Source organism: Ruegeria sp. C10 (genome assembly GCF_056537805.1).
The window spans coordinates 369,765-394,014 of the sequence record NZ_JBQFSC010000002.1; the positions used below are offsets into that span (position 1 = coordinate 369,765).

28 protein-coding genes are annotated in these 24,250 nt (G+C 58.5%); 18 read left to right on the plus strand and 10 right to left on the minus strand.

Annotation, left to right across the window (positions count from 1 at the left end; translation table 11 throughout):
* Window positions 1-29 precede the first annotated feature (29 nt).
* Entirely contained in the window at window positions 30-1,016 is a 987-nt protein-coding gene (locus ACR0DE_RS10215; RefSeq protein ID WP_480752989.1) for a GlxA family transcriptional regulator, read from the minus strand.
* Between the two features lie 132 nt (window positions 1,017-1,148).
* Here ACR0DE_RS10215 and bcoG point away from each other — a divergent pair, with 132 nt between their 5' ends.
* The 3 genes from bcoG (at window position 1,149) to ACR0DE_RS10230 (ending at window position 4,369) form a co-directional block, all read left to right on the plus strand.
* Window positions 1,149-2,066 (plus strand): 3-dehydrocarnitine:acetyl-CoA trimethylamine transferase BcoG, encoded by a 918-nt coding sequence (gene bcoG, locus ACR0DE_RS10220; protein WP_170509547.1) that lies wholly within the window; start codon window positions 1,149-1,151, stop codon window positions 2,064-2,066.
* A gap of 63 nt (window positions 2,067-2,129) precedes the next feature.
* Entirely contained in the window at window positions 2,130-3,611 is a 1,482-nt protein-coding gene (locus ACR0DE_RS10225) for a carnitine 3-dehydrogenase (protein ID WP_480752994.1), read from the plus strand.
* Window positions 3,608-4,369, plus strand: coding sequence for an SDR family oxidoreductase (locus tag ACR0DE_RS10230; RefSeq protein WP_170396769.1), 762 nt, complete (start codon window positions 3,608-3,610; stop codon window positions 4,367-4,369). Before ACR0DE_RS10225 ends, ACR0DE_RS10230 begins: the two co-directional genes overlap by 4 nt.
* Before the next feature lies 1 nt (window position 4,370).
* Here the strand turns inward: ACR0DE_RS10230 and ACR0DE_RS10235 are convergent, their stop codons facing one another.
* Together ACR0DE_RS10235 and ACR0DE_RS10240 are read right to left on the minus strand one after the other, a co-directional pair.
* Window positions 4,371-4,553: a hypothetical protein gene (locus ACR0DE_RS10235; protein ID WP_170396771.1), complete on the minus strand. Its 183-nt coding sequence runs from the start codon at window positions 4,551-4,553 to the stop codon at window positions 4,371-4,373.
* Between the two features lie 76 nt (window positions 4,554-4,629).
* Window positions 4,630-5,496, minus strand: coding sequence for a helix-turn-helix domain-containing protein (locus ACR0DE_RS10240; protein ID WP_170422004.1), 867 nt, complete (start codon window positions 5,494-5,496; stop codon window positions 4,630-4,632).
* Between the two features lie 108 nt (window positions 5,497-5,604).
* On the opposite strand from ACR0DE_RS10240, the gene ACR0DE_RS10245 reads away from it, so the two are divergent.
* The 3 genes from ACR0DE_RS10245 to ACR0DE_RS10255 are packed head-to-tail and all read left to right on the plus strand — an operon-like array spanning window position 5,605 to window position 7,627.
* Window positions 5,605-5,808 carry a DUF2061 domain-containing protein gene (locus ACR0DE_RS10245; RefSeq protein ID WP_039535902.1) on the plus strand — a complete coding sequence of 68 codons (204 nt, stop codon included), beginning with the start codon at window positions 5,605-5,607 and terminating at the stop codon, window positions 5,806-5,808.
* Entirely contained in the window at window positions 5,801-6,703 is a 903-nt protein-coding gene (locus ACR0DE_RS10250; RefSeq protein WP_480704997.1) for a fatty acid desaturase, read from the plus strand. The genes ACR0DE_RS10245 and ACR0DE_RS10250 overlap by 8 nt, the downstream gene beginning before the upstream one ends.
* A gap of 21 nt (window positions 6,704-6,724) precedes the next feature.
* Complete coding sequence (locus ACR0DE_RS10255; protein ID WP_480753000.1) at window positions 6,725-7,627, plus strand: EamA family transporter; 903 nt, start codon at window positions 6,725-6,727, stop codon at window positions 7,625-7,627.
* Here the strand turns inward: ACR0DE_RS10255 and ACR0DE_RS10260 are convergent.
* The 3 genes from ACR0DE_RS10260 to ACR0DE_RS10270 all read right to left on the minus strand — a co-directional run bounded on the left by ACR0DE_RS10260 (window position 7,624) and on the right by ACR0DE_RS10270 (window position 11,711).
* A complete protein-coding gene (locus tag ACR0DE_RS10260; RefSeq protein WP_170626843.1) occupies window positions 7,624-8,976 on the minus strand; it encodes a DEAD/DEAH box helicase in 1,353 nt (450 codons plus the stop codon). The genes ACR0DE_RS10255 and ACR0DE_RS10260 overlap by 4 nt on opposite strands.
* A gap of 183 nt (window positions 8,977-9,159) precedes the next feature.
* Window positions 9,160-10,065 (minus strand): glycosyltransferase family 2 protein, encoded by a 906-nt coding sequence (locus ACR0DE_RS10265; RefSeq protein ID WP_170662732.1) that lies wholly within the window; start codon window positions 10,063-10,065, stop codon window positions 9,160-9,162.
* A gap of 41 nt (window positions 10,066-10,106) precedes the next feature.
* Window positions 10,107-11,711: a peptide chain release factor 3 gene (locus tag ACR0DE_RS10270; RefSeq protein WP_170396785.1), complete on the minus strand. Its 1,605-nt coding sequence runs from the start codon at window positions 11,709-11,711 to the stop codon at window positions 10,107-10,109.
* Between the two features lie 109 nt (window positions 11,712-11,820).
* Between ACR0DE_RS10270 and ACR0DE_RS10275 the strand changes: the two genes are divergently transcribed.
* The 8 genes from ACR0DE_RS10275 to ACR0DE_RS10310 all read left to right on the plus strand — a co-directional run bounded on the left by ACR0DE_RS10275 (window position 11,821) and on the right by ACR0DE_RS10310 (window position 19,229).
* On the plus strand, window positions 11,821-12,183 hold the full coding sequence (locus ACR0DE_RS10275) for a SnoaL-like domain-containing protein (RefSeq protein WP_170396787.1): 363 nt from the start codon (window positions 11,821-11,823) through the stop codon (window positions 12,181-12,183).
* Between the two features lie 72 nt (window positions 12,184-12,255).
* Window positions 12,256-13,035 (plus strand): SDR family oxidoreductase, encoded by a 780-nt coding sequence (locus ACR0DE_RS10280; RefSeq protein WP_170396789.1) that lies wholly within the window; start codon window positions 12,256-12,258, stop codon window positions 13,033-13,035.
* 2 nt (window positions 13,036-13,037) lie between these two features.
* On the plus strand, window positions 13,038-14,150 hold the full coding sequence (locus ACR0DE_RS10285; protein ID WP_170567097.1) for a hypothetical protein: 1,113 nt from the start codon (window positions 13,038-13,040) through the stop codon (window positions 14,148-14,150).
* A gap of 96 nt (window positions 14,151-14,246) precedes the next feature.
* Entirely contained in the window at window positions 14,247-15,293 is a 1,047-nt protein-coding gene (locus ACR0DE_RS10290; protein ID WP_480753009.1) for a methyltransferase domain-containing protein, read from the plus strand.
* Window positions 15,294-15,373: 80 nt separating this feature from the next.
* Entirely contained in the window at window positions 15,374-16,459 is a 1,086-nt protein-coding gene (locus tag ACR0DE_RS10295) for an ABC transporter ATP-binding protein (RefSeq protein ID WP_170396795.1), read from the plus strand.
* 118 nt (window positions 16,460-16,577) lie between these two features.
* Window positions 16,578-17,360, plus strand: coding sequence for a 5'/3'-nucleotidase SurE (gene surE / locus ACR0DE_RS10300; RefSeq protein ID WP_170406170.1), 783 nt, complete (start codon window positions 16,578-16,580; stop codon window positions 17,358-17,360).
* A complete protein-coding gene (locus ACR0DE_RS10305) occupies window positions 17,357-18,007 on the plus strand; it encodes a protein-L-isoaspartate(D-aspartate) O-methyltransferase (protein WP_170509978.1) in 651 nt (216 codons plus the stop codon). Before surE ends, ACR0DE_RS10305 begins: the two co-directional genes overlap by 4 nt.
* A gap of 58 nt (window positions 18,008-18,065) precedes the next feature.
* Entirely contained in the window at window positions 18,066-19,229 is a 1,164-nt protein-coding gene (locus ACR0DE_RS10310; RefSeq protein ID WP_170406164.1) for a peptidoglycan DD-metalloendopeptidase family protein, read from the plus strand.
* A gap of 63 nt (window positions 19,230-19,292) precedes the next feature.
* On the opposite strand, the gene ACR0DE_RS10315 is transcribed toward ACR0DE_RS10310, so the two are convergent.
* Window positions 19,293-19,964, minus strand: coding sequence for a helix-turn-helix transcriptional regulator (locus ACR0DE_RS10315; RefSeq protein ID WP_480753011.1), 672 nt, complete (start codon window positions 19,962-19,964; stop codon window positions 19,293-19,295).
* Window positions 19,965-19,985: 21 nt separating this feature from the next.
* Window positions 19,986-20,291 carry a hypothetical protein gene (locus ACR0DE_RS10320; protein ID WP_170406158.1) on the minus strand — a complete coding sequence of 102 codons (306 nt, stop codon included), beginning with the start codon at window positions 20,289-20,291 and terminating at the stop codon, window positions 19,986-19,988.
* Window positions 20,292-20,509: 218 nt separating this feature from the next.
* Between ACR0DE_RS10320 and ACR0DE_RS10325 the strand changes: the two genes are divergently transcribed.
* The 4 genes from ACR0DE_RS10325 (at window position 20,510) to ACR0DE_RS10340 (ending at window position 23,023) form a co-directional block, all read left to right on the plus strand.
* A complete protein-coding gene (locus ACR0DE_RS10325; protein WP_010440381.1) occupies window positions 20,510-20,725 on the plus strand; it encodes a twin-arginine translocase TatA/TatE family subunit in 216 nt (71 codons plus the stop codon).
* A gap of 6 nt (window positions 20,726-20,731) precedes the next feature.
* A complete protein-coding gene (tatB, locus tag ACR0DE_RS10330; protein ID WP_480753014.1) occupies window positions 20,732-21,190 on the plus strand; it encodes a Sec-independent protein translocase protein TatB in 459 nt (152 codons plus the stop codon).
* Complete coding sequence (gene tatC / locus ACR0DE_RS10335) at window positions 21,187-22,065, plus strand: twin-arginine translocase subunit TatC (RefSeq protein WP_170396809.1); 879 nt, start codon at window positions 21,187-21,189, stop codon at window positions 22,063-22,065. The genes tatB and tatC overlap by 4 nt, the downstream gene beginning before the upstream one ends.
* Before the next feature lie 115 nt (window positions 22,066-22,180).
* Complete coding sequence (locus ACR0DE_RS10340; RefSeq protein WP_170396985.1) at window positions 22,181-23,023, plus strand: ATP-binding protein; 843 nt, start codon at window positions 22,181-22,183, stop codon at window positions 23,021-23,023.
* A gap of 61 nt (window positions 23,024-23,084) precedes the next feature.
* Here ACR0DE_RS10340 and ACR0DE_RS10345 read toward each other — a convergent pair whose 3' ends face one another.
* Window positions 23,085-23,729: an SDR family NAD(P)-dependent oxidoreductase gene (locus tag ACR0DE_RS10345; RefSeq protein ID WP_480753018.1), complete on the minus strand. Its 645-nt coding sequence runs from the start codon at window positions 23,727-23,729 to the stop codon at window positions 23,085-23,087.
* A gap of 42 nt (window positions 23,730-23,771) precedes the next feature.
* Entirely contained in the window at window positions 23,772-24,020 is a 249-nt protein-coding gene (locus tag ACR0DE_RS10350) for a hypothetical protein (protein WP_170396813.1), read from the minus strand.
* Window positions 24,021-24,250: the final 230 nt, after the last annotated feature.

Consider the following 24,250-nt stretch of genomic DNA (forward strand, 5'->3'; position numbering starts at 1 on the left):
TATTTTAGGCCAGATGAAGCTGGATCGTGTCAGTGATGGGTGGGTTGCGTACGGTCTTGCCTGAGGTCGCGAGCCGTGAGGCCGTGGGCGGTTCGGAACGCGCGGGCGAAGCTGGATTGCGAGGCGAAGCCGGTGGCCAGCGCCACGTCCATCAGCGGCAGGTCGGTATCGGTAACCAGACGGCGGGCCTCGGCCAGTCTGAGTTGCAGGTAATGATCCTGTGGAGTTGTATTCAGGCGCAGGCGGAACTGCTGCTGCAGGGTGCGTGTACTAGTGCCGAGTCTATCGGCGATGTGCGCAAGGGACAGCGGGTCGTCCAGTGAGGATTCCATCAATGAGTTGGCTTTGGCTGTGAGCGCGGTGTGACGGTGCGGCGCACCGGTGCGGCTTTGTGGTTTTGAGGGCTGAGACGCACCTTCATAGAGGAATAGCCCGGACACGCGGGCGGCAAAGCCCGCGCCATGACGTGCAGCAATAATATGGAGCATCATATCGATCGCCGGGACGGCGCCGCCGGAGGTTAGGCGTGTATCGGAGACGGTAAATCGGTCAGGGCGCACATCGACATTGGGAAAGCGCGCAGCGAAGTTATCCAAATCCTCCCAATGGGTCGTCGCCGCGTGACCGTCGAGCAATCCAGCCTCAGCCAGTAACCAGGGGCCGCCATCTATCCCGGCGATTGTTGCACCGGTGGCCGCGATCCTGCGGAGCCCGGCGAGCAGGCTGGGCGTCGCATGACGGGCCAATTGGAATCCGGCAACTACGATCAACAGATCGCAGCCCTGCAACCGGGCCAGGGGAATGCCCTGCACATTCAGAGCGCTGGTCAGCAACGCGGGTTCTGCGGTTGCCGTGACGTAGTCCCAATCAAAAGCGGGCCGATCCGCTAGTCGGTTGGCAGCACGCATCGGATCGACGGCGGCCGCGAAGCTGAGTGTGTTGCATTCGTCCAGCACCAGCACCGCCGTTTTCAGGGCGCGATGTTCGGGCTGCAGTATGTTTTTTGCGGATTTCATCAAGTCTGATTCGCATTTTGCTAAGTGGTTCCCTCAAGGCTGCGTCAGAGTTGGCGTTGACGCAAATCGGAATCCGGGGAGAAGCCTGGGGAAAACCCACGGTAAAACCGGGTATAAGCTGGGGATAACGCCATGCCTTTGGAAATGAACCGCGAAGTCTTTATCACCTGTGCCGTCACCGGCTCGGGCGGGACACAGGATCGCAGCCCACATGTGCCGCGTTCGCCGAAGCAGATTGCCGATAGTGCAATTGCTGCAGCGAAAGCCGGTGCGGCCGTGGTGCACTGCCATGTGCGCGACCCCGAGACCGGTGCGCCTTCACGCGATCTGGCGCTGTACCGTGAAGTCACGGACCGCATTCGCGATGCCGAAGTAGACGCGGTTCTGAACCTGACGGCGGGCATGGGCGGAGACATGGTGTTCGGCGGGATCGAAAATCCGCTGCCTTTGGCAGAGGCCGGAACAGATTTGGTCGGCGCGACTGAACGTGTTGCACATGTAGCGGAGTGCTTGCCTGAAATCTGTACTCTGGATTGTGGCACGATGAACTTTGCCGAGGCCGATTATGTGATGACCAATACGCCCGGCGCCTTGCGGGCGATGGGGCAGATGATGACCGATCTGGGCGTGAAGCCCGAGATCGAGGCCTTCGACACCGGCCATCTGTGGTTCGCCAAGCAGCTGGTGAAAGAGGGTGTTCTGGAACCGAACGCTCTGGTCCAGCTATGTATGGGGGTGCCGTGGGGGGCTCCGGATGATCTCAACACCTTTATGGCGATGGTGAACAATGTGCCGGAGGACTGGACGTTCAGCGCGTTTTCGCTGGGGCGCAATGAGATGGCGTATGTCGCGGCCTCGGTTCTGGCGGGCGGTAATGTGCGCGTCGGGCTGGAGGACAACCTGTGGCTGGAAAAGGGTGTTCTGGCCGAAAACTGGCAGTTGGTCGAGCGTGCAGGCAGCATCATCGAAAACATGGGCGCGCGGGTGATCGGGCCGCAGGAAGTACGTGAGAAGCTGGGGCTTACTAAGCGGGCTCCGGTTGCGAAGTAGTCGTGGATTGGGGGCCAGCCCCCAAACCCCCGAGATATTTTTGGCCAGATGAAGAGGCGGATCGTGGGCAAAGAACAGCAAGCAAAAGCAGCAGCAATCATCGGAGGCGGTGTGATCGGTGGCGGGTGGGCTGCCCGATTCCTGCTGAACGGATGGGATGTTCGGGTATACGATCCCGACCCAGAAGCCGAGAGGAAGATCGGTGAGGTGTTAGATAACGCGCGCCGTTCTTTGCCGGGGTTGAGCGATGTACCTCTGCCTCTAGAAGGGACGCTGAGCTTTCATGACGATCTCGGTGAGGCAGTTCAGGGTGCGATCTGGATTCAGGAGAGCGTACCGGAAAGGCTCGATCTGAAGCTGAAGGTTTACAAGAGCTTGCAGGGGGCTTGTGATCCAGATGCAATCATCGGGTCCTCGACCAGCGGGTTCAAGCCCTCGGAGTTGCAGGAAGGCGCTTTGCGACCCGAGCAGATCGTGGTGACCCACCCGTTCAACCCGGTCTACCTGTTGCCACTGATCGAACTGGTTCCGACCGACAAGAATTCACCTGACTTGATCGCGCGGGCCAAAGATCTTTTGACCTCGGTGGGGTTCTTCCCGCTGCACATCAAGAAGGAAATCGACGCGCATATTGCTGACCGGTTCCTCGAGGCGGTGTGGCGCGAGGCGCTTTGGCTGGTGAAAGACGGCATCGCAACGACCGAAGAGATCGATGAATCCATCCGCATGGGTTTTGGTATCCGTTGGGCCCAGATGGGACTGTTCGAAACCTATCGCGTGGCCGGTGGAGAGGCCGGGATGCGGCATTTCATGGCTCAGTTCGGCCCAGCGCTGAAATGGCCCTGGACCAAACTGATGGATGTGCCTGAGTTCACCGATGAGTTGGTCGACATGATTGCGGATCAGTCGGATGCGCAGTCTGGCAAGTACTCGATCCGCGAGTTGGAGCGTATCCGGGACAATAACCTCGTTGGTATGATGCGGGCGCTGAAGTCCCAGAACTATGGTGCAGGGGCGGTATTGAACCAGCATGATGCGGCCTTGAAGCCCGGAGCGCTGCCGACGCTGGACGAGGCGGATCTGAGCCAGCCGATCCTCACGCTGTCGCGCGCCGTTCCGCTGGATTGGACCGACTACAATGGCCACATGAATGAAGCTAAATATCTGGAGGCCTTTGCAGCGGCCACGGATCGTTTCATGGAAATCATTGGCTGCGATATGGAGTATATCGCGACAGGCGGCAGCTATTTCACTGCCGAAAATCACATCCGTTACATGCAGGAGACCCATGCGGGGTCGCGGATCGAATGCCGTACGCAGATGCTGTTGGGGCAGGGCAAGAAGCTGCATGTCTTCCACAGCATGTACGAGGGTGAAACGCTGCTGGCCACAGGCGAAAGCTTTCTTCTGCATGTCAGCCTTGAGACCCGACGCCCCAGCCCACCTTCACCCGAGATCGAGGCCGCGATGGCACGGGTTGCCGAGGCGCAGGCCGGGTTGCCTTATCCCGAAGGCGCGGGCGCGGCGATCCGCAAGCCCGCATGAGCAGCCGGGTCTTGATTACCGCAGGTGCCTCTGGCGTCGGCAGGGCCATGGCTGAAGCGTTTGATGCTGCCGGGGCTCAGGTCTGGGTTGCGGATGTTGATGCGGATGCGTTGGCGGATTGCCCGGCGCATTGGAAGCAAAGCCAGCTTGATGTGTCGGATGAGGATGCTGTCGCGGCTGCGTTTACTGACCTTGAGACCGAATGGGACGGGCTTGATGTGCTCTGTGCGAATGCAGGGATAGCGGGTCCCACCGCAGCGGTTGAGGACGTTTCCCTGACGGATTGGAGGTCATGCCTTTCCATCAATCTAGAGGGGTCATTTTTGTGCTCTAAATACGCCGCACCTCTGATGAAACAGCAACGCAGCGGCGCGATCTTGATCACTTCATCGACTGCAGGCCAGTACGGATACCCCAACCGCGCGCCGTATGCGGCGGCCAAGTGGGGCATGGTGGGATTAGGCAAAACGCTGGCGATGGAGCTTGGGCCGCACGGTATCCGCTGCAATGTGATCTGCCCGGGTTCGGTTGAAGGACCACGCATGGAGGGCGTACTGCAGCGCGAGGCCGATGCCAAGGGCATGACCCGGGATCAGGTTTACGACGGCTATGCCTCGGGCACGTCCATGGGCCGCTTTGTAGAGGCGCAGGACATTGCGAACATGGCTGTATTCCTGGCTTCAGATGCAGCGAGGCTGGTGTCGGGTCAGGTAATCGCGGTGGATGGCCATACGGTCAATCCTGACCCGAAACTGTGAATCAACCCTGATTTGGCCCCCGAATCTGGCGGATGGCGCTGCGGACGGCTTGCCAGTCCTGCGCCTCCTGCTGATTTCCGGCGGCTTCGCATTCGCGCATTTTCTGCGCAGCTTCGGCTTCGGCCCGATCGCCATGGGCCGTATAAAGGGCACGTGCGTATTCAGCGGTTTTGAGTGCGTCCATTCCCGTCATCCTCCATCTCAGATCGGAATGTCTGTAGTTTCGCGCCAAGTGACTATACTACAGCTTTCAGCCCAGGTCATGTCTGAGAGATTTCTGCCCGCAATTGCTGCAGATGGTCCGGGAAATCACGCGCGGTCATATCCGCCTCTCGAACCAGCCGGTCGAAATGGAGCGTAAAGACCTCAATCCGGTCGCGGTCTCGGAAAGCCATGTAGTGGCTTCCGGCATAGAACACGCATAGAAGTGGGCCGAATATCGTAACGGGGGCAGAGTAAAGACGTTTTGCATCAAATAGATAGATGCGCAGACGTGGATAAAGCTGCTCGCACACCGACAGCAGGTGATCGATCTGATCCAACCGGACCTGAAGCGGTAGTCCCTCGTAGTAACCGGTGGCATAGGCAAAGCTGTGAAGCTCGTACAACGGCATGGCAATCTCATAGTCGGACTGGGCGCTGCGCATCCATGCCAGCCGGTCTGCCGAGGCGCCAATGGCTTGATCTGCAGTACGGCCGAGATGCGGAGCGTATTCCCATTCAAGCACGGCGCGGGTCTTGAGCATGTCGGGCAGGGTAGCCGGAACGTAGCGTATCTTGTAGCCGGCGGCCTCTTGATGCCATTCAAAAATGCGCTCATCAACCAATGCCCGGGCGGCCTCGGTTAGGGTGAGGGAACTGGCCAATAGTTCTGCCGCGCTTTCGGGTCGGTTGGAAAGCCCAAGAAGCCAATCGGCGGAAACCCCAAGCGCCGAGGCGCAGCTGCCGACGACATGAGCATTCGGAAGGCGTGCCCCCGCCCCGGTCAGCAATTGCGAAACGGTAGATCGGTCAACCCCGATGCTGCGTGCCAGGGCGCTTTGGCTGACATTGCGCTCTTGCATCGCTCGGGCCAGGCGCTGGCGAAAATGCAGGGCGCGATCCCGTTTGTCGATTTTATCAATCATGTGATGATTAATATCACCTTTGGTGAGAATTGTTAATCATATTCAGAATTCACGACCCTTGGCTCTGTCTGTAACGCTGGTGTTACAAAAATAAGAATGGGGTCTGGAATGGAAACGCGACGCAGGTCGGTCGTGAAGGCGCTGGTGTGGAATGCGATGGGGCTGGCGATGATGACGCTGGTTGGTTTGATCGCCACGGGTTCAGCAGCACTTGGAGGGATGGTTGCACTGGTCAATACGGCCATTGGTTTGACCATGTATGTGATTTACGAGCGTATCTGGGCCGGAATTTCGTGGGGCCGCAATGGCTGAGCCGGTCACACCCAAATCGCCCGAATGGGCGACATTTGCCCTGATTATCGCGTGTTATTCCGCTTGGCTTGCTGCGATTTTCTGGCTGGCAGGCATATTATTGTGGCTGGCGATCCTCTTCATGGGGCTGGTAGCCGCTCTGCATTCCTCGCTGACGCATGAGGCGCTGCACGGGCACCCCTTTCGCCAGAAATGGCTGAATGAGGCACTGATGGCGCTGCCGCTGACTTTGTTCATTCCTTACAATCGGTTTCGGGACCTGCATCTGGCGCATCACTGTGACGCGAACCTAACCGATCCCTATGATGACCCTGAGACCAACTATCTCGACCCGCAGGTCTGGGCGTCTCTGGCTCGATGGCAAAGACGGATGTATCAAGTGAACAATACTTTGCTGGGGCGGATGGTTCTGGGGCCTGCGATCGGGCAGGTTGCGTTCTTGCGGGATGAACTGCGTGGTGCACTTCGCGGAGATCGGGCGATTTTGTTGGCATGGGCGCTGCATATGCCAGGCGTTGTCGCGACTCTTTGGATCGTCGCGCTTTCGCAAATGCCGATCTGGGCCTTCGCCCTTTCAGCATATATCGGGCTGGGACTGGTCAAGATCCGCACATTCCTGGAACACCGCGCGCATGAGAAATCGCGCGCGCGCACAGTGATCGTAGAAGACCGTGGCATCCTTGCATTTCTGTTTTTGAACAATAACTTGCACGTCGTTCATCATATGAACCCATCAGCACCTTGGTACCGATTGCCGGCACTCTACCGCACGGGCAAGGAAAGATACTTGGCCTGTAACGAGGCTTATGTCTACCGTTCGTACGGGCAGATATTCCGAGAGTATTTCTGGCGCGCCAAGGATCCGGTGGCGCATCCGCTCTGGCCAAAGCCTTGATTTAACGACAGAAGGGAAGCCATGAGTTTATGGATTCCCGTCACCATCGCGGCCGCATCGTTCCAGACGGTGCGGTTCATGCTGCAGAAATCCCTGAGCAGCGTGAAGCTTTCGGCTGCCGGGGCGACATTTGCACGATTCGCCTATTCCATGCCATTGGCCTTGCTGGGGCTTTTCATTGCTTTGGCCGCGACGGGGTACGAACTGCCAGCGCTGACGGCGAAGTTCTGGATATTTGCTGTCATCGGCGGGACCACACAGATATTGGCCACGATCTGCGTTGTGGCATTGTTCAAGCAGCGCAACTTTGCGGTAGGGATTACGTTTAAGAAAACTGAGGTGATTCAAACCGCTATTGTGGGGTTCCTTGTCCTCGGCGATCAGGTCTCTACCGGGGCGCTGGGGGCAATACTGCTTGGGTTGCTGGCCGTCCTGTTGTTGTCAAAAACGCCCGGAGGCAGCGGCGCTTGGTGGCAACATCTGACAAACAAAGCCTCGCGTCTTGGACTGGGGTCAGGCGTGTTATTCGCATTCTCCTCGGTCAGCTATCGCGGTGCCTCTTTGCAATTGGGCGACATCGATGCGTGGTTCCGAGCACTTGTGACGCTGGCCGTCGTGGTAACGTTCCAATTTCTCAGTATGTGGCTGTGGCTGCTTTGGCGAGACAGGGCCGAGCTGCGCGCGGTGTGGGAGACTCGCCGGACCGGTGTTTTTGTCGGCCTGACCAGCCTCTGTGGTTCGTTTTGCTGGTTCTTCGCCTTCACGTTGCAGAACGCAGCCTATGTAAAGGCCTTGGGTCAGATCGAACTGATCCTCAGCCTGATCGCATCGCTGCTGTTTTTCCATGAAACCATCACCCGTCGCGAGATCGCCGGGATGACGTTGCTTGGCTTGTCGATATTGGCGCTTGTGCTGACAATCTAGCCAGCGCGACGCTCATCAAAGCTGAGAGCGATAAAGCTAGGGAGGTGATCCCCCATGCCTACAACTGCTGGCCCGCCATCGTCGCGACGCCCACGACCACGGGTTTTGGGCTCTCGCTCTTTGCGGCTCTCGCTCTTTTTGTTGTCCGACGCTTTGGCCTTCTTCTCTGGCTTTGGCGCCTCGGGCTTGGGCTCATCGGCCTTGACCGGATTGTCGATGCGCGGAATGTCCTTTTGGATCAGGCTCTCGATCGCGGCCAGCGCCTTTTCATCGCGGCCCGAGCAGATCGTGATTGCCTTGCCTTCGCGCCCGGCACGGCCCGTGCGGCCGATGCGGTGGACATAATCTTCGGCATGGCCGGGAACATCGAAGTTGAACACGTGGCTGACCGAGGGGATATCCAGACCCCGTGCAGCAACGTCCGAAGCCACCAGCAGCCGCAGTGATCCATCGCGGAATCCGTCCAGTGTTTTCATCCGCTGCGACTGATCCAGATCGCCATGGATCGCAGCGGCGTTATAGCCGTATTTCTTCAGCGATTTGGCGCAGATATCTACATCCGTCTTGCGGTTGCAGAAGATAATCGCGTTGGTGCAGGCGTCGCCCTCGGCATCGATCAATGCGCGCAGGGTCTTGCGTTTCTGGCTGGCTTCGCGATCACGACGACCGCCTTTGAACATCACCACGCCCTGTTCGATGGTTTCCGACGCGGTGGCTTGGCGCGCTACTTCAACCCGGGTGGGGGCCGACAGGAAGGTGTCGGTGATCCGCTCAATCTCGGGCGCCATGGTGGCTGAGAAGAACAGGGTCTGCCGGGTAAATGGCGTCAGCGAGAAGATGCGTTCGATATCGGGGATAAAGCCCATGTCGAGCATCCGGTCGGCCTCATCCACCACCATGATCTGAACACCGGTCAGCAACAGCTTGCCGCGTTCGAAATGGTCCAGCAATCGGCCCGGAGTGGCGATCAGCACGTCAACACCGCGGTCGATCAGGGCATCCTGTTCCTTGAACGAAACGCCGCCGATCAGCAGCGCTTTGGTCAGCTTGAGGTGCTTGGCGTAGGTATCGAAATTCTCGGCCACCTGCGCTGCCAGTTCCCGCGTCGGGCACAAGACCAGCGAGCGTGGCATACGTGCGCGGGCGCGCCCACGGGCCAGCAATGTGATCATCGGCAGGGTGAAGCTGGCGGTTTTGCCGGTGCCGGTTTGGGCGATCCCCAGAACATCGCGCCCTTCCAGCGCGGCTGGAATTGCGCCTTCCTGGATCGGGGTCGGAGTTTCGTATCCGGCTTCCTCAATTGCTTTGAGGACCTTCGGGTTCAGGTTCAGTTCGTTAAACTTTGTCATGTATGTCCGGTTCAAGCGGACACTAGACCTGGCCCGCGCGTCTGAAAATGCCGGGCCCGGATGGCCATACGCCCCATGCGCGTTTCGGCTGTGGCGCGGGCATAACAAAAACGTGGGGCAGGGTCAAATGAAGTCGGTTTAATCCGTGGCAAATCTGCCGGTAACAAGGATTTCCGCAACAATTCAGATGGTTCCGGGAAAGTGTTTCGCGACTTTTTGGTCCAGATCAAGCGGCCGGTGACGGATCAATTCGTTATCCTCAAGCCGTTCCAGCACTTCCGGGTCAGCAGCGCTGATTTCATCGTAAAATTCCCGCAGGCCATCGAGCCCGTATTCGGTTTCCAGAAGGGTGATCAATTCGTACCTGTCTAGCGCACCGATCTTTCGCGGCCGATCCGGGCTGGCCTGGTACGAGCCGCGTTCGAGGCGGAAACGATAATGCGCCAGCCAATGCTCCCAATCCGGGGCGTGGCGATGACACAGATCGATCTGAGGAAGCTCGGTTCTGACTGGCAGAAACTCACCGTGCTGATAGAGGTTGTGGATACGGTCGCTCAGTTTTTTCAAACCGCCGCGTACGAACAGTTTGCCCTGAATGTGGCTCATGAAACCGGCCAGAACGTAAGTGCCGAAATTGGGATAGAGCGCTTCGACCAGCGCTTGTCGATTCTGACCTTCGGGAATGAACGCTTTGTAGAGGTCCTGGCCACCCGCCAGCGCCTCAATCGGGCGGACGCGGACGGCGGGGATGTCATCGGGAATGTCGCGCAGCAGGTCTGGGATCGGGGACATCGGCCACAGGAACTCATCGACATCGATATGTGCGACCCAGTCCAGATCAGTCCTGTTGTAGATCAAATTCGCGTTCGAGGATTGTCGAACCTGATGTTTGTCCGGCCTCTCACGCCTGCGACGCTTCCAGAACGCCGCATCGCAGGTACGCACCCGGATCCGGGGATGCTCGCGCAGGGCTGAGATGTCCCCCTGGACCGGCTCGTCTAGAAAGATGTGAATCCGGTCCGCGCCGATATCGAGGTGGTGGGCGGCAAAGCGCAAAATATCCTCACGCGGGGCGCGGATCGTGGACACTATCCCCCATGTGGTCACTTCTGGATTGCCCGCAGAGTCCGTCAGGTCATCATTTCCTTCGTCGCGGTCAGGCTCAGCTCGGGATAATCGCGGACGACCCGGTCGATGTCCCACTGCAGCCGCGTTAGATAGACGATATCTCCATCGTGATCATGGGCAATATGCTGCTTGTTGGCGTTGACGAATTTGTCGATCTCAACCTTGTTGCCACTGACCCAACGGGCCGAGGTGAACTGAGACGCCTCAAACCGCACAGGCAGGCCGTATTCCATCTCAATCCGGCTGGCGAGCACCTCGAATTGCAGCGCACCGACGACTCCGACGATGAAGCCCGACCCAATCGAAGGTTTGAATACCTTCGCGGCACCTTCCTCGGCGAACTGCATCAGGGCCTTTTCCAGATGCTTGGCCTTCAATGGGTCACCCGCGCGCACCGTTTGCAGCAATTCCGGTGCGAAGGAGGGGATGCCGGTCACCCGGATCGCCTCACCTTCGGTCAGCGTGTCGCCGATGCGCAACTGACCGTGGTTGGGAATGCCGATGATGTCTCCGGCCCAGGCTTCCTCGGCCAGTTCCCTGTCAGAGGCGAGGAACAGCACGGGGTTCGATATTGCCATCGGTTTCTTCGATCGCACATGCGTTAGCTTCATGCCGCGTTTGAAATGGCCCGAGGCCATGCGGACAAAGGCCACCCGGTCGCGGTGTTTGGGGTCCATATTGGCCTGCACCTTGAACACGAAACCGGCAACCTTCTTTTCATCGGGCGCGATCTGACGGGGCTCAGCCGACTGAACCTGCGGCTGCGGACCATAGGCGCCGATACCCTCCATCAGTTCCTTGACGCCAAACGAGTTGATGGCCGAACCAAACCAGATCGGGGTCATGTGCCCCTCAAGCACCGCCTGAGGGTCGAGCTTGGGCAGCAATTCGCGTGCCATCTCAACCTCTTCCAGCAGCTTGTCGAGCAATTCAGCGGGCACATGCTCGGCCAGCTTAGGGTCATCCAGACCATTGATTTGGATGCTTTCGGCCACCTTGTTGCGGTCGGCGCGGTCCATCAGCTCAAGCCGGTCGCGCAGCATGTCGTAGCAGCCGATGAAATCGCGACCCACGCCGATAGGCCACGCGGCTGGCGTGACGTCGATCGCCAGCATTTCCTGAATTTCGTCTATGATCTCGAACGTATCCCGGCTTTCGCGGTCCATCTTGTTACAGAAGGTCAGGATCGGCAGATCGCGCAGGCGGCAGACCTCGAACAGTTTCTGCGTCTGGCTTTCCACACCTTTCGCACCGTCAATGACCATGACGGCGGCGTCTACGGCTGTCAGGGTGCGATAGGTGTCTTCGGAGAAATCCGAGTGGCCGGGTGTGTCCACAAGATTGAACCGGAAGTTCCCGTAGTCGAATGACATGGCCGAGGCTGAGACCGAGATACCGCGATCTTTCTCCATCTGCATAAAGTCCGACCGCGTCCGCCGTGCCTCACCCTTGGCCCGTACCTGTCCAGCCATCTGGATCGCGCCGCCGTACAGCAGAAACTTTTCCGTCAGCGTCGTCTTGCCCGCATCCGGGTGCGAGATGATAGCGAATGTCCGGCGACGAGCGATCTCGGGCGGCAGGGTGGGTTGGTTCGAAGTATCAAGCATAAGCGCGCGTATAGGCGGGGAATCCAACTGAGGCAAGACAAAGGGGGTGGTTCGAATCATGTGGCTGTGGCAATAAGAACATATAGTGAACAAAATATGGAGTGAACCAATGAATTTGAAAGAAATCGCAGACGAACTGGTTGCTGGATGCCGCGAGAACCGGGCCAAGGAGAACCTCGAGAAACTTTATGCCTCGGATGCTGTTTCTGTTGAGGGACAGGATTTTGCGGGCATGGGGCGCGAGACGCACGGATTGGAAGCCATTCGTGGCAAGCACGAATGGTGGGAAGGCGCTCATGAAGTATCGGGCGCGTCCGTCAGTGGCCCGTACCCGCATGGTGACGACCGCTTTGCCGTGATCTTTGAAGTGCAGGGCAAGGTGAAAGAAACCGGTGAAAGCTTTGATATGCGTGAGGTCGGTGTCTATCACGTCGCCGATGGCAAGATCGTGCGTGAAGAGTTCTTTTATTAATCCGCGAGATCCCATTCTGGCCTTCTTTGCCGGGCCGATGTTAGATGTGTGCCGAAGATAGGGAGGGCCAGAATGGACTTGGGAATTCGCGGAAAACGTGCGCTGGTTTGTGCCAGCAGCAAAGGCTTGGGATTGGGCTGTGCCGAGGCGTTGGCCGAAGCCGGCGTTGATCTTGTGATGAACGCGCGCGGAGCCGAAACGTTGGAGGCTGAAGCCACGCGTTTGCGATCATCATATGGCGTTGCCGTGCAGACAGTGGCTTGTGATGTTACCACACCAGAGGGTCAGGCCGAGGTGATAAGTGCTGCGCAGGGTGCTGATATCCTTGTCACAAACGCGGGTGGCCCTCCGCCCGGCATGTGGTCGGACTGGGAGCGTGATGATTTCATCAAAGCACTGGATGCCAATATGCTGACACCCATAGCTTTCATGAAGGCTCTGCTGCCGGGCATGATGGATAAGGGCTGGGGTCGCGTGGTGAATATCACCTCGCAGTCGGTACGCGCGCCGATTGCGGTGCTGGGCCTGTCAAATGCGGCGCGAACTGGATTAACCGGCTATGTTGCGGGCACATCGCGCCAGGTGGCACCACATGGCGTGACGATCAATAATCTGCTGCCAGGTATCCACGCCACCGACCGCGCGAACGCGCTGGATGGCGGGGTGTCAGAGCAGAAAGGTATTTCGATGGCCGAGGCACGGGCTGAACGCGCTGCAACCATCCCAGCGAGACGCTATGGCACGAGGGAAGAGTTTGGGGCGACCTGCGCGTTTCTATGCTCGCAACACGCCGGGTTCATTGTCGGGCAGAACATTTTGCTGGACGGTGGTGGCACCAATCTGACGATGTAGGTATGGCACAGAACTTTTCTCTGAAAGATCAGTTGTTCAACGCGGAAAAGGTGAGCTTTCTTGCGGGCTTGTTCGCCAATGCTGTTTCCGATTTCAAAGAAGAAGCATTCGCGGCGAAAGTGATGTCGCGTTTGCCCGAGCTTGAACTGAAAGAGCGTATGGCGTGGATTGCAGAGTGTCTGCAAGAATCGGTGCCTGGCGATTTGCCGGCAGTGGCACCGATCATTCTGCGGGCGCTGCCGCCTCCGCTGGACCCCGCCAAAAGTGATGATGACTTCGGAGACTTTATCTTTGCGCCCTTGGGCGATTGGGTTTGTGCAATCGGCCTGGATCATCCCGCTTTGGCGCTGGATGTATTCGAAGAGCTGACCCAGAGATTTTCGATGGAATGGGCGATCCGCCCGTTCCTCAATCACCACTCCGAACTGGTCATGGCGCGGATGCAGGGCTGGTGCACCCATCCCAGCTATCACGTGCGTCGTCTGGTCAGCGAGGGCACGCGGCCGCGTTTACCGTGGGGGCAGGCCGTTGGCTTAGCAATGTCAGACCCATTGCCGTTATTGGACCGGTTGCACGGGGATCGGACGCGCTATGTGACGCGCTCGGTCGCCAATCATCTGAATGATATCACCAAGAAAGACCCCGATCTGGTGCTGGAACGTCTGCGGGATTGGGGCAAGGCAGCGCGGCAGGACAAGGACGAACTGAACTGGATGACATCTCATGCATTACGAGGCCTTGTGAAATCTGGGCATCCCAAGGCGATGAAGGTGCTTGGATACGATCCCGATGCAGATATTGCGGTTGAGATTCAGGTAAACGGTCCGGCCCGGATTGGTGAAGCGCTGGAGTTTGAAACCCGCCTAAGCGGCGCAGAAGATCAGCCAGTCTTGGTCGACTATATCGTTCATTTCCAACGACCTGGCGGAAAGATCTCACCCAAGGTTCACAAGTTGAAACAGGCCGAGCTTACAGGTGGTCAGTTGACACTTAGAAAGCGACACAAGCTGAAGGGCAATGCAACAACATTCAAGTTGGTTCCTGGGCCGCATCGGTTGGAGATTCAAGTGAACGGCCGCGTGCACGCAGGCGTCGATTTCGACCTGCTCGCCTGAGCCCTGTCACGGTTTCGTCAGATCGGGCGCTGGTGGATTGCGTGGTGTGGATTGCTGCACTAGCTGCAAAAGACCAGTGACAAAAGGATTGCCCCGATGAAGCACGAGGCTGTGCAGAACTACTATGGTGAGGTGTTGCAAGGCAGCGCGGATTTGCAAACAAATGCCTGCTGTACTCCGGATGATATGCCGGATCACTTCAAGAAAATTCTGTCGCAAATTCATGATGATGTGCTGACACGTTACTATGGATGCGGGCTGATTGCTCCGTTGGATCTGGAGGGAATGCGTATCCTGGATCTGGGCTGTGGTGCGGGGCGCGATGTGTATGCTTTATCCGCGATGGTCGGTGAAAAGGGCCGTGTTGTCGGCGTTGACATGACGCCTGAGCAGCTCGACGCGGCGCGTTCGCATCAGGACCATCACGCGCTGGCATTCGGACATTCGGCCAGCAATGTCGAGTTTCACCAAGGCTATATCGAAAAGCTGGATGAGCTGGACCTCGAACCGGGATCGTTCGATATCATCGTCTCAAACTGCGTGATCAATCTGGCGACCGACAAGGCTGCTGTGCTGCGCGGTGCGCATCGGCTGCTGAAAGAGGGTGGCGAGATGTATTTCTCGGACGTCTATGCCGACCGCCGGGTGCCCAAGGCGATGGCCGAGGATGAGATCCTGTATGGCGAATGCCTGTCGGGTGCGCTCTATTGGAACGATTTTCTGTCGATGTCGCGCGCGGTCGGGTTCAGCGATCCCCGTCGGGTGACGCATCGTCCTTTGACGATCGAAAACCCAATTCTTGAAGAACGGGTCGCACCGCTGAGCTTTATCTCGGCCACCTACCGTCTTTTCAAGCTGCCGGAGTTGGAGCCTGCGTGCGAGGATTACGGTCAGGCTGTGATCTACAAGGGCACAGTGCCGCATGCGCCGCATGAATTTGTACTGGATGACCACCATACGATCGAGGTCGGCAAAGTATTCCCGGTCTGTGGCAACACGTGGATGATGTTGCAAGACACCCGTTTTGCACGGCATTTTGAGTTCATCGGCGATTTTTCGACCCATTACGGGATTTTCGAAGGCTGCGGCGGGGATAGCCCGTTTGTTGTACAGGGCGAAGCTGCCTCGACCGGGTGCTGCTGATCCCTTGCGCCTGATGGGCGGGGTTGTTATCCCCGCCTAAGCCCGATGGATTTGATCGGGAAAGGCAATGGGGTCCATCGGTGACAGTGACGACAACTCCTCCTCGATTGGAAATCCGCAATCTGATTGCGCGCTTTGGCGGGCGGACGGTCGTGGATGATGTATCGTTGACCGTGCACGCAGGGCAGGTGACTTGCCTGCTGGGGCCTTCGGGCTGCGGAAAGTCGACCACCTTGCGGATGATCGCGGGGGTCGAAATGCAGACCTCGGGCGAGATTTACGTCGATGGCAAGCTGATCTGTGACACGGTATTCCGCGTACCGCCCGAACGGCGCGAGATTGGGCTGATGTTTCAGGATTTTGCGCTGTTTCCACATCTCAGCGTAGCGGATAACGTCGCGTTCGGCCTGAAAGGCAGCAAAGAGCAGAAACGCGCGCGGGTCGAGGAACTGCTGACCAAGGTCGATCTGATGCGGTTCATCGATGGATTTCCGCATCAGTTATCTGGGGGTGAGCAGCAGCGGGTTGCTCTGGCGCGTGCGTTGGCCCCACGCCCGCGGATCATGCTGATGGATGAGCCGTTCTCGGGCCTCGATAACCGTCTGCGCGACGGCATTCGGGACGAAACGCTCGCAGTCCTCAAAGAAGAGGACGCTGCTGTTCTATTGGTCACGCATGAGCCGGACGAGGCGATGCGAATGGCTGATGAAATCGCGCTGATGCGGCGCGGCAAGATTGTGCAGCAGGGGGCGCCATACAATGTCTATACCCGGCCTGCAGACAAGGCAGCAGTTTCGTTTTTTAGTGATATCAATGTGTTGAAGGCTCAAGTTAATGGTGCGTTGGCGCATACTCCGTTTGGCCGTTTTCTTGCGCCCGGTGTGCCGGACGCGACCGATGTTGAAATCGTGTTTCGACCCCAGCACGTCAAGCTGGACTTCGACCGCAATGGCAAAGGGCCTGCGCCGACGCCGACAGACGGCATTGCCGCCCGAGGCGTGGTTGAGCGTGCTCGGTTTTTGGGAAATGAAAGCCTTGTCGAGTTTCGCATGGACTATGATGGCTCGATCCTGAAGGCGACGGTCCCGAACGTCTTTGTGCCCAAAGAGGGCCGTGTCATGTGGCTGACCATTCGCCGCGACCGGTGTTTTGTATTCCCGGCCTGACGCTCAAATCCTGCATTTTCATCCAAGTGGTGCGTGAAAGCCTCAGATTGCGCATGTGCATTGCTTGTCGCAGCGCTGAGGCGGGTCTATCAAGGGCAAAACGAGGGGTGGACCGGGCATGCGAATTCTTCTGACCAATGATGACGGCATCAATGCGCCGGGACTGATTGTGCTTGAAGCGATCGCGGCTGAACTGGCCGGTCCCGATGGCGAGGTCTGGGTCGTCGCGCCTGCCTTTGAGCAGTCAGGCGTGGGCCATTGCATTAGCTATACCCACCCAATGATGGTCGCCAAACTAGGCGAGCGTCGCTATGCCGCCGAAGGGTCTCCGGCGGATTGCGTGTTGGCCGGTTTGCACGATGTGATGAAGGACGCCCCGCCCGATCTGGTGTTGTCAGGGGTGAACCGGGGCAACAACTCGGCTGAAAACACGCTGTATTCGGGTACTATCGGCGGCGCGATGGAGGCGGCGTTGCAAGGTGTGCCCGCGATTGCCTTGTCTCAGTATTTCGGGCCGCGCAATCTGGGGCTGGACGATCCGTTTGAGGCGGCTGCCAAATTTGGGGCCGATCTGGTGCGCCGCATTCTTGATGCGACACCCGAGCAGCAGGGCGACTATCGTCTGTTCTATAATGTGAATTTCCCTCCGGTTCCCGCAGATGAGGTGCTGGGTACGCGCGTGGCCCCGCAGGGGTACCGACGCGATACACATTTCTCTGTCGAGCCGCACAGCTCGCCCTCGGGTCGCCGGTTCCTTTGGATTAAGGGCGGGTATCAACATAACCCGACTGCTCCGGGCACGGATGCGGCGGTCAATCTGGAAGGATATATCTCGGTCACTCCGATGCGCGCTGATCTGACTGCATACGACACGCTCGAGGCGCTAAAGGTCATCGAATGACTGGACCAAGCGCAGAAACCATAATGCAGTTCCTGTTTGCCTTGCGCTCGCGCGGGGTGACGGATGCACGTGTACTGGCGGCGATGGAGCAGGTTGACCGGGGGCAGTTTGTGAAAGGCCTGTTCGCGGACCGGGCCTATGAGGACACTCCGCTGCCGATTGCCTGTGGACAAACCATCAGCCAGCCTTCGGTTGTGGGGCTGATGACGCAGGCGCTGCAGGTGCGTCCGCGTGATACGGTTCTAGAGGTCGGCACCGGCTCGGGCTATCAGGCGGCGATCCTGTCCAAGCTGGCGCGCCGGGTCTACACGGTTGAGCGGCACAAGAGGCTGGTGCGCGAAACGGGAGAACTGTTCCGTGAGCTGGGGCTGACGAATGTGACCGCGATGCTGTCGGATGGATCATTTGGACTGTCCGAGCAGGCCCCGTTTGACCGTATCATTGTGACCGCGGCCGCCGAAGATCCTCCGGGGCCGCTCTTGGCGCAGTTGAAAATCGGCGGTATCATGGTGTTACCCGTGGGCCAGTCGGACGCGGTGCAGACCCTAATCCGGGTCACGCGCACTGAAACCGGTCTGGACTATGACGAATTGTTGCCGGTTCGTTTTGTGCCCTTGCTTGAGGGGCTGGGAAAAGACGGAGCGTAAAGGTATATTAGAGGCGCCAGAACCCCGGAGAACAGGGGCAGGTGTTGAGGACAGTAAAATGAGAGCAGTTTCCAAATCAGCAATGCGCCGCTATGCGACAGGTGTTGCAGCGCTGGCAATTCTGGCCGGGTGTGAAGGGCCATATGACTATGACCTGCGCGGCAATGTCGGCGGGTTTTCCACTGCAGATGCCGCCCTTGCAGCGACCGCCAACCGCCCGACGCCGGATGCGCGTGGCGTGATCACCTATCCGAACTATCAGGTCGCGGTAGCCCGCCGTGGGGATACAGTTGGCGATGTCGCCACCCGGATCGGCATGCCGGTGGCCGAATTGGCCCGGTTTAACGGATTGCAGCCAAATGACAGCCTGCGTGACGGTGAAGTTCTGGCCTTGCCGCGCTCGGTCGGTGGGACGAGCAATGTTGATATTGCGACCATTGCCGGAACCGCGATTGACGAGGCACCGGACACAGGATCTGTTCAGACATCGACATTGGAGCCCGCGCAACCTGCTGCGGCTCCGGCACCGGTTGCTACGGGGCCTGAGCCGATCCGGCACAAGGTCAAACGGGGTGAGACAGCCTATACAATTTCGCGGCTCTATCAGGTGCCTGTGGAGTCTCTGGCAGAATGGAACGGTTTGGGACCAGACTTTATGGTGCGCGAAGACCAGTACCTGTTAATCCCGGTCAAGAATCAACCGGCACCTCGGGCAGCAGCGCCGGCCGCCACGGCAACTGCGGTAACCCAACCGGGGGAAGGCTCACCAACTCCTACGCCGCCGAGCGCGACGCAGCCATTGCCGGATGAGAAAGTTGCCGCGGCAACGCCTGCGCCGGATATCACAGCCGAGGCCCCGACCAATTCGGGAAGCTCGGCGCTGGCAAGCCCGGTGAGCGGCACCATCATTCGGACCTACAAGAAGGGTAAGAATGAGGGGATAGATATCGCCGCAGCGCCAGGCGCGTCGGTCAGTGCGGCCGAGGCAGGCACGGTCGCCGCGATCACCGCGGATGCGGATCAGGTTCCGATCATCGTTGTGAAACACAACAATGACTTGCTGACTGTTTATGCCAATGTCGACAATATCACCATCAAGAAAGGTGATCGGGTGCGACGGGGACAAAAGATCGCCTCGCTGCGCGGAGGCGACAATGCATATGTGCACTTCGAAGTGCGCAAAGGGTTCGAGTCGGTTGATCCCGAGCCTTACCTGAAGTGACCGAAATGGCCCGTTCCGGGCCATGCCTCCGGCGGAGGTATTTGGGGCCAGATGAAGGACGGATCACGCATTGGGATCGTAGTCGCTGAGCCGTTTACCCGGTTCGTCGATAAAGAGTTCCGGTAGAGGCGTGACGTTTTCTATCAGGTCGATGCGGAAGACGCGGAAGTCGTTGCGCAGCTCGCACCAGGTAGTCAGTGTCCAGACACGGCCCCAGTATTCCATATGCAGCGGTCGGATGGTGCGTTCGGTCAGCGCGCCGTCAATGCGACGGTAGCTGAGCTGCAATTTCTGGCGCGATTTGATCGCGGCGCGGATCGGGGCCATATGTGCCATTCCGCGTACGACATCAGCGAAGGGATAGACCGCGAATTTCCAGCTGTCGGCCTCGGCAATGACCTGCGTGGGCAAGACGGCGTCGATTTTCTCGGCCAGAGATTCCGCGGCGGATTTAAGATCGGGATCGGCGGCCTCGGCAACGATCGCCATGCCGAGGTTCAGAGCCTCAAGCTCGGCGGGTGTCAGGTTTAGCGGGGGCAGCGTGATCTGTTCACGCACCATGTAACCTACGCCGCGTTCGCCTTCTACAGGAACGCCCGAGGCCACCAACGTGTCCATATCGCGATAGATCGTACGGACCGACACCTCAAGTCGGTCCGCGATGTCCTGCGCGCGGTGCAAGTTACCATCGCGCAGGATCTGTATGATGTCGAACAGGCGGTCAGTGCGGCGCATGACACGCCGTCTGAGCCGCCCTTAGGCGGTCATGTTCCATAGCACGGTCTCGTGACGCATCTGGGCGCTGTCGGGGTTGATTGCCGCCATCAGAGCGGGTGCAAAATCCTGTTGCATGAATGCAGCAGCGGCATCCTTTGCGGATTTCATATCGGTCCAGACGACATAGTCGGTCCAGCGGCCATCTTCGCCATGGCTTAGCTGGCGGTGGGTAAAGCCGGGAGCCGCGCGGACGAAGGCTTCGGAGGCTTGGCTTAGCCTGACGAACTGTTCGGGCTTTGTGCCGTCGGCAAGGGTAAAGGTGACGATTTCTGCGACATGGGTCATGTGGTTCTCCGTAGACCAGGTTTCGATATCGTCCTTCTAGGTGATATCAACTGACATAAACCTGTCAGTTGAGAAATGCGAGTCCGCAAAAAACGCATGATCCGTTCAATTTTGCGCGCGGATTTGATCTGTCGCACTTTTGCTGATGCCCGTACGGGCGTAGACACGGGGCCAGACATATTCACGGCGCGCTGCGCCGACGTAGAAGGAGACAAGTCATGCTCAACAATATTGGCCTTCCGGGTATCCTGCTGATTGCTGTTGTGGTTCTCGTCCTGTTTGGACGCGGCAAGATCAGCTCGCTGATGGGTGAAGTGGGTAAAGGCATTACCTCGTTCAAAAAAGGCATCAAGGAAGGTTCGGAAGAACTGGAGCAGGATGCGTCCGAGCTGGCCAAGGACGTCACGCCTGAGACTGACAAAGACAAGGTCTGAGCCTAGATGTTTGATCTGGGCTGGACCGAGCTTCTGGTCATCGGCATCGTCGCGTTGATCGTGGTGGGACCAAAGGACCTGCCTTTGCTGTTCCGCAATGTCGGACGGTTCGTCGGAAAGGCGCGCGGCATGGCGCGCGAATTCAGCACTGCAATGAACGAGGCTGCGGACGAAGCAGGCGTCAATGAGATCAAGAAGGGCCTGAACGCGGCGACCAACCCGGTTAGTACAGCGATGGACGGGATCAACGAAGCCGCGCGCGACGTGGCCAAATCCATCGACCCAACCAAGTTCGACCCTGACAGCGAGACCGGCAAGCTGGCCACCGAGCGAGCAGAGCAAGCCAAGAAGATCCAAGCCACAACGGCCCGCGCTGCCGCTGAGCGCAAGGCCAAGGAAGCCGCGGATGCGCTGGCCAAGGCGGAAGAGGCCGAAGCAGCGCTGAAAACCGAAAGCAAAACATGACCAAGACCGACGAGATCGAGGACAGCTCGGCACCCCTGATCGAGCACCTGGCCGAGCTACGTACGCGGCTGATCCACTGCGTTGTGGCGTTTCTGATCGGCATGATCATCTGTTTCACCGTGGCCACGCCACTGTTCAACTTCCTCACGCAACCGCTATGTGAGGTGTTGACCGAGCGTGGACAGGATTGCGGGCTGATCTTCATCTCGCCGCAGGAAGGGTTCTTTGTAGCGATCAAGGTTTCGCTGCTGGGCGGGTTCATTCTGGCCTTTCCCTATATCGGGATGCAGATGTGGAGGTTCGTGGCGCCGGGCCTGTATAAGTCGGAAAAGAACGCGTTTCTGCCGTTCATGCTGGCCTCTCCCTTCATGTTCCTGCTGGGCGCAAGCTTCGCTTTTTATGTGGTCACGCCATTGGCCTATGACTTCTTCCTCGGTTTCCAGCAATTTGGAGCGGAAGGGGAAGCTGTAGCAGAAGGCGCAACCGCACCTTTGAGCGTGGTGTTTCAGGGTTCGGCGCAGGAATATCTCAACCTGACCATCAAGTTCATCGTGGCCTTTGGCCTGTGCTTTCAATTGCCCGTATTGCTGACACTGATGGGTAAGGCCGGACTTGTCAGTGCCGAAGGTCTGGGGGCAGTGCGTAAATATGCGGTGGTAGGCATTCTGGTGTTGGCTGCGATTGTCACACCGCCGGACGTGATCACCCAGATCATCCTCTTTGTCGTGGTTTACGGGCTCTATGAAATTTCAATATTCCTGGTCGCCCGTGTCGAGAAGAAGCGCGAAGAACAGTTGCGCGCCGATGGATACTACGACGATGAAGAGGCCGAAGCCGACGCAGACGTGATGCAGGATTACGAAGAGAACAAGTAACCTGTTCCAATAGCTCTAAAGGCGCGCCCAAGGTAGGCGCGCCTTTTTCAATTGCTACTCTTGTTGTGTTGATCGGAACATGGTTGAACTCCGCCAGAACATCCCGGAGGAGCCGATGGACGACCAAGCCCTGAATCGCATTGCGGACGCGTTGGAACGCATGGCGCCCGCGCCGCTGGCGACACCTGATTTCAACGCGGCCCCGGCTTTCGTCTGGCATGTCGAGCCTGACCGGCTGGAACCCGTCACACAGGTCAATCGGGTCGACCTTGATCTATTGGTGGGGATCAACCGCTCCCGCGATACGTTGCTGGACAACACGCGCCGCTTTGCTGCGGGTTACAAGGCTAATAACGCGCTCTTGTGGGGCGCGCGCGGAATGGGGAAATCCAGCCTCGTCAAAGCGGTGCACGGTACGTTGCAGGATGAGCATCCTGACCTGAAACTGGTCGAATTGCAGCGCGAGGATATGGGCTCGGTCGCGCGTTTGCTGAACCACCTGCGTGCCGCGCCGCACAGGTTCATCCTGTTTTGCGATGATTTGTCGTTCAGCCACGATGACCAGCATTACAAATCGCTCAAGGCCGTGCTGGATGGCGGTATCGAAGGTCGCCCGGAAAACGTTGTGTTCTACGCCACATCAAACCGCCGCCACCTGATGCCGCGCGACATGATCGAAAACGAACGCTCCAGCGCCATTAATCCGTCCGAGGCGGTCGAGGAGAAGGTCTCACTCTCTGACCGTTTCGGCCTGTGGCTGGGGTTCCACCCCTGCGATCAGGACGAATATCTAGCGATGATCGATCGCTACTGCGCCGCTCATGGCGTCAAGGTTGATCCCGAAACTCTGCGCGCCGAAGCCATCGAGTGGCAAGCCACCCGGGGGGCACGCTCGGGCCGCGTCGCCTGGCAATTCTTCGTCGACCTCGCCGGGCGAAACGGCGTCCATATCGGTTAGTCCGCCCGCTTCATCTGGCCAGAAATACCTCCGCCGGAGGCATGGCCCGTCAGGGCCATTCTCACAACAGTGCTATGATCCGCGCCGCTTCATCCGCAGTACTGGTTAATACATCCCGATCTTCACCTGGATGGAAACGTGCACGGACAGCGGTCGGCATCGGTGCAGGCTCAACAATCGACACGCGCGGTCCCGTCCGCGCGGTCTCGGTCGCCCAGCTGCGAGCCAGCGCCATCTGTGCCGCTTTGGTGGCGCCGTAGATGCCATAGAACTTCTCGCCTGCCTTGGGGTCATCGAAGAACACGGCATGGCCAGTTTCGCCCAACAAAGGCGAGACATACGGGATCAGAACCGAGGTGGCGTTTGCATTGATGCTGACTGCCTTGTTCCATTCCTTCGGATCAACGAAATGCACTGGCGTCAGGGCTGAAGTGTGGATTGCAGTATGCAACCACAAATCGATCTTGCCCCAGCGATCGTGAATGCTCCGGCACAGGGTCGCCATCGCATTGGGATCGGTGATGTCCATGGGGGCCAGAGTGGCCAAGCCACCCTTCGCCTGGATGCGGTCATCCAGCTCTTCCAGCCCGCCCTGAGTGCGAGCGACAGCGACGATGTGATAGTCGGGGGCCAGCGCTTCGGCCAGCGCCGCGCCCAACCCGCGAGAAGCCCCGGTGATAAGGGCGATTTTGGTCTGATCGGTCATGAGGGGGGTTTGAACCTGCACGCGCAGGGCGTCAAGTCAGGATCAGCTGCCGGGGATGTCGATCCGGCGGTTCTGGCCGCTTTGTCGCAGCACAACACCATTTTCATCAATGGCGACGACCTTACCCGGGCCGACACGACTGCCGGGTTTCACTTTCTTAATGCGCCCCGACGACATGCGGACCAGGGCTTGCAGGTCCGCCTTGGGTCCAAAAATACCCAATACCGAGACCGCGTTTTTCTTGAGCGCCCCCGCCTGTGTGGCGGCGCTTTTCACCGTTGCGTTTGCCATGATCTGTGGCCGAGCTGCGCGCCCGGACCCCGTTTTGTGAGTGGTTTTCGGCATCCGGGTAACACGGGCTTTGCCGGACCAAAAGGCCGGCAGCACTCGGTTGGAAGCGGTTCGAATGCCGCATACCGAACCCTTTGCAAATGCAGCCTGTTCAGCAATAGGTTGTCGGCGGATTCTGACCTATGGCGGCTAGCGCAAGTCTCTTGGCCGACGCCTCAGGACAAAGCGAT

Excerpts from the sequence above, each read along its gene's own strand:
- ACR0DE_RS10350 (WP_170396813.1), bottom strand. The coding sequence starts at position 24,020 with ATGGCAAACGCAACGGTGAAAAGCGCCGCCACACAGGCGGGGGCGCTC.
- ACR0DE_RS10250 (WP_480704997.1), top strand. The coding sequence starts at position 5,801 with ATGGCTGAGCCGGTCACACCCAAATCGCCCGAATGGGCGACATTTGCC.
- ACR0DE_RS10215 (WP_480752989.1), bottom strand. The coding sequence starts at position 1,016 with ATGAAATCCGCAAAAAACATACTGCAGCCCGAACATCGCGCCCTGAAA.
- ACR0DE_RS10235 (WP_170396771.1), bottom strand. The coding sequence starts at position 4,553 with ATGGACGCACTCAAAACCGCTGAATACGCACGTGCCCTTTATACGGCC.
- ACR0DE_RS10285 (WP_170567097.1), top strand. The coding sequence starts at position 13,038 with ATGGCACAGAACTTTTCTCTGAAAGATCAGTTGTTCAACGCGGAAAAG.
- ACR0DE_RS10275 (WP_170396787.1), top strand. The coding sequence starts at position 11,821 with ATGAATTTGAAAGAAATCGCAGACGAACTGGTTGCTGGATGCCGCGAG.
- ACR0DE_RS10255 (WP_480753000.1), top strand. The coding sequence starts at position 6,725 with ATGAGTTTATGGATTCCCGTCACCATCGCGGCCGCATCGTTCCAGACG.
- ACR0DE_RS10230 (WP_170396769.1), top strand. The coding sequence starts at position 3,608 with ATGAGCAGCCGGGTCTTGATTACCGCAGGTGCCTCTGGCGTCGGCAGG.
- tatB (WP_480753014.1), top strand. The coding sequence starts at position 20,732 with ATGTTTGATCTGGGCTGGACCGAGCTTCTGGTCATCGGCATCGTCGCG.
- ACR0DE_RS10280 (WP_170396789.1), top strand. The coding sequence starts at position 12,256 with ATGGACTTGGGAATTCGCGGAAAACGTGCGCTGGTTTGTGCCAGCAGC.
- ACR0DE_RS10260 (WP_170626843.1), bottom strand. The coding sequence starts at position 8,976 with ATGACAAAGTTTAACGAACTGAACCTGAACCCGAAGGTCCTCAAAGCA.
- ACR0DE_RS10245 (WP_039535902.1), top strand. The coding sequence starts at position 5,605 with ATGGAAACGCGACGCAGGTCGGTCGTGAAGGCGCTGGTGTGGAATGCG.
- ACR0DE_RS10320 (WP_170406158.1), bottom strand. The coding sequence starts at position 20,291 with ATGACCCATGTCGCAGAAATCGTCACCTTTACCCTTGCCGACGGCACA.
- bcoG (WP_170509547.1), top strand. The coding sequence starts at position 1,149 with ATGCCTTTGGAAATGAACCGCGAAGTCTTTATCACCTGTGCCGTCACC.
- ACR0DE_RS10325 (WP_010440381.1), top strand. The coding sequence starts at position 20,510 with ATGCTCAACAATATTGGCCTTCCGGGTATCCTGCTGATTGCTGTTGTG.
- ACR0DE_RS10305 (WP_170509978.1), top strand. The coding sequence starts at position 17,357 with ATGACTGGACCAAGCGCAGAAACCATAATGCAGTTCCTGTTTGCCTTG.
- ACR0DE_RS10340 (WP_170396985.1), top strand. The coding sequence starts at position 22,181 with ATGGACGACCAAGCCCTGAATCGCATTGCGGACGCGTTGGAACGCATG.
- ACR0DE_RS10345 (WP_480753018.1), bottom strand. The coding sequence starts at position 23,729 with ATGACCGATCAGACCAAAATCGCCCTTATCACCGGGGCTTCTCGCGGG.
- ACR0DE_RS10290 (WP_480753009.1), top strand. The coding sequence starts at position 14,247 with ATGAAGCACGAGGCTGTGCAGAACTACTATGGTGAGGTGTTGCAAGGC.
- ACR0DE_RS10240 (WP_170422004.1), bottom strand. The coding sequence starts at position 5,496 with ATGATTGATAAAATCGACAAACGGGATCGCGCCCTGCATTTTCGCCAG.
- ACR0DE_RS10310 (WP_170406164.1), top strand. The coding sequence starts at position 18,066 with ATGAGAGCAGTTTCCAAATCAGCAATGCGCCGCTATGCGACAGGTGTT.
- tatC (WP_170396809.1), top strand. The coding sequence starts at position 21,187 with ATGACCAAGACCGACGAGATCGAGGACAGCTCGGCACCCCTGATCGAG.
- ACR0DE_RS10315 (WP_480753011.1), bottom strand. The coding sequence starts at position 19,964 with ATGCGCCGCACTGACCGCCTGTTCGACATCATACAGATCCTGCGCGAT.
- ACR0DE_RS10270 (WP_170396785.1), bottom strand. The coding sequence starts at position 11,711 with ATGCTTGATACTTCGAACCAACCCACCCTGCCGCCCGAGATCGCTCGT.
- surE (WP_170406170.1), top strand. The coding sequence starts at position 16,578 with ATGCGAATTCTTCTGACCAATGATGACGGCATCAATGCGCCGGGACTG.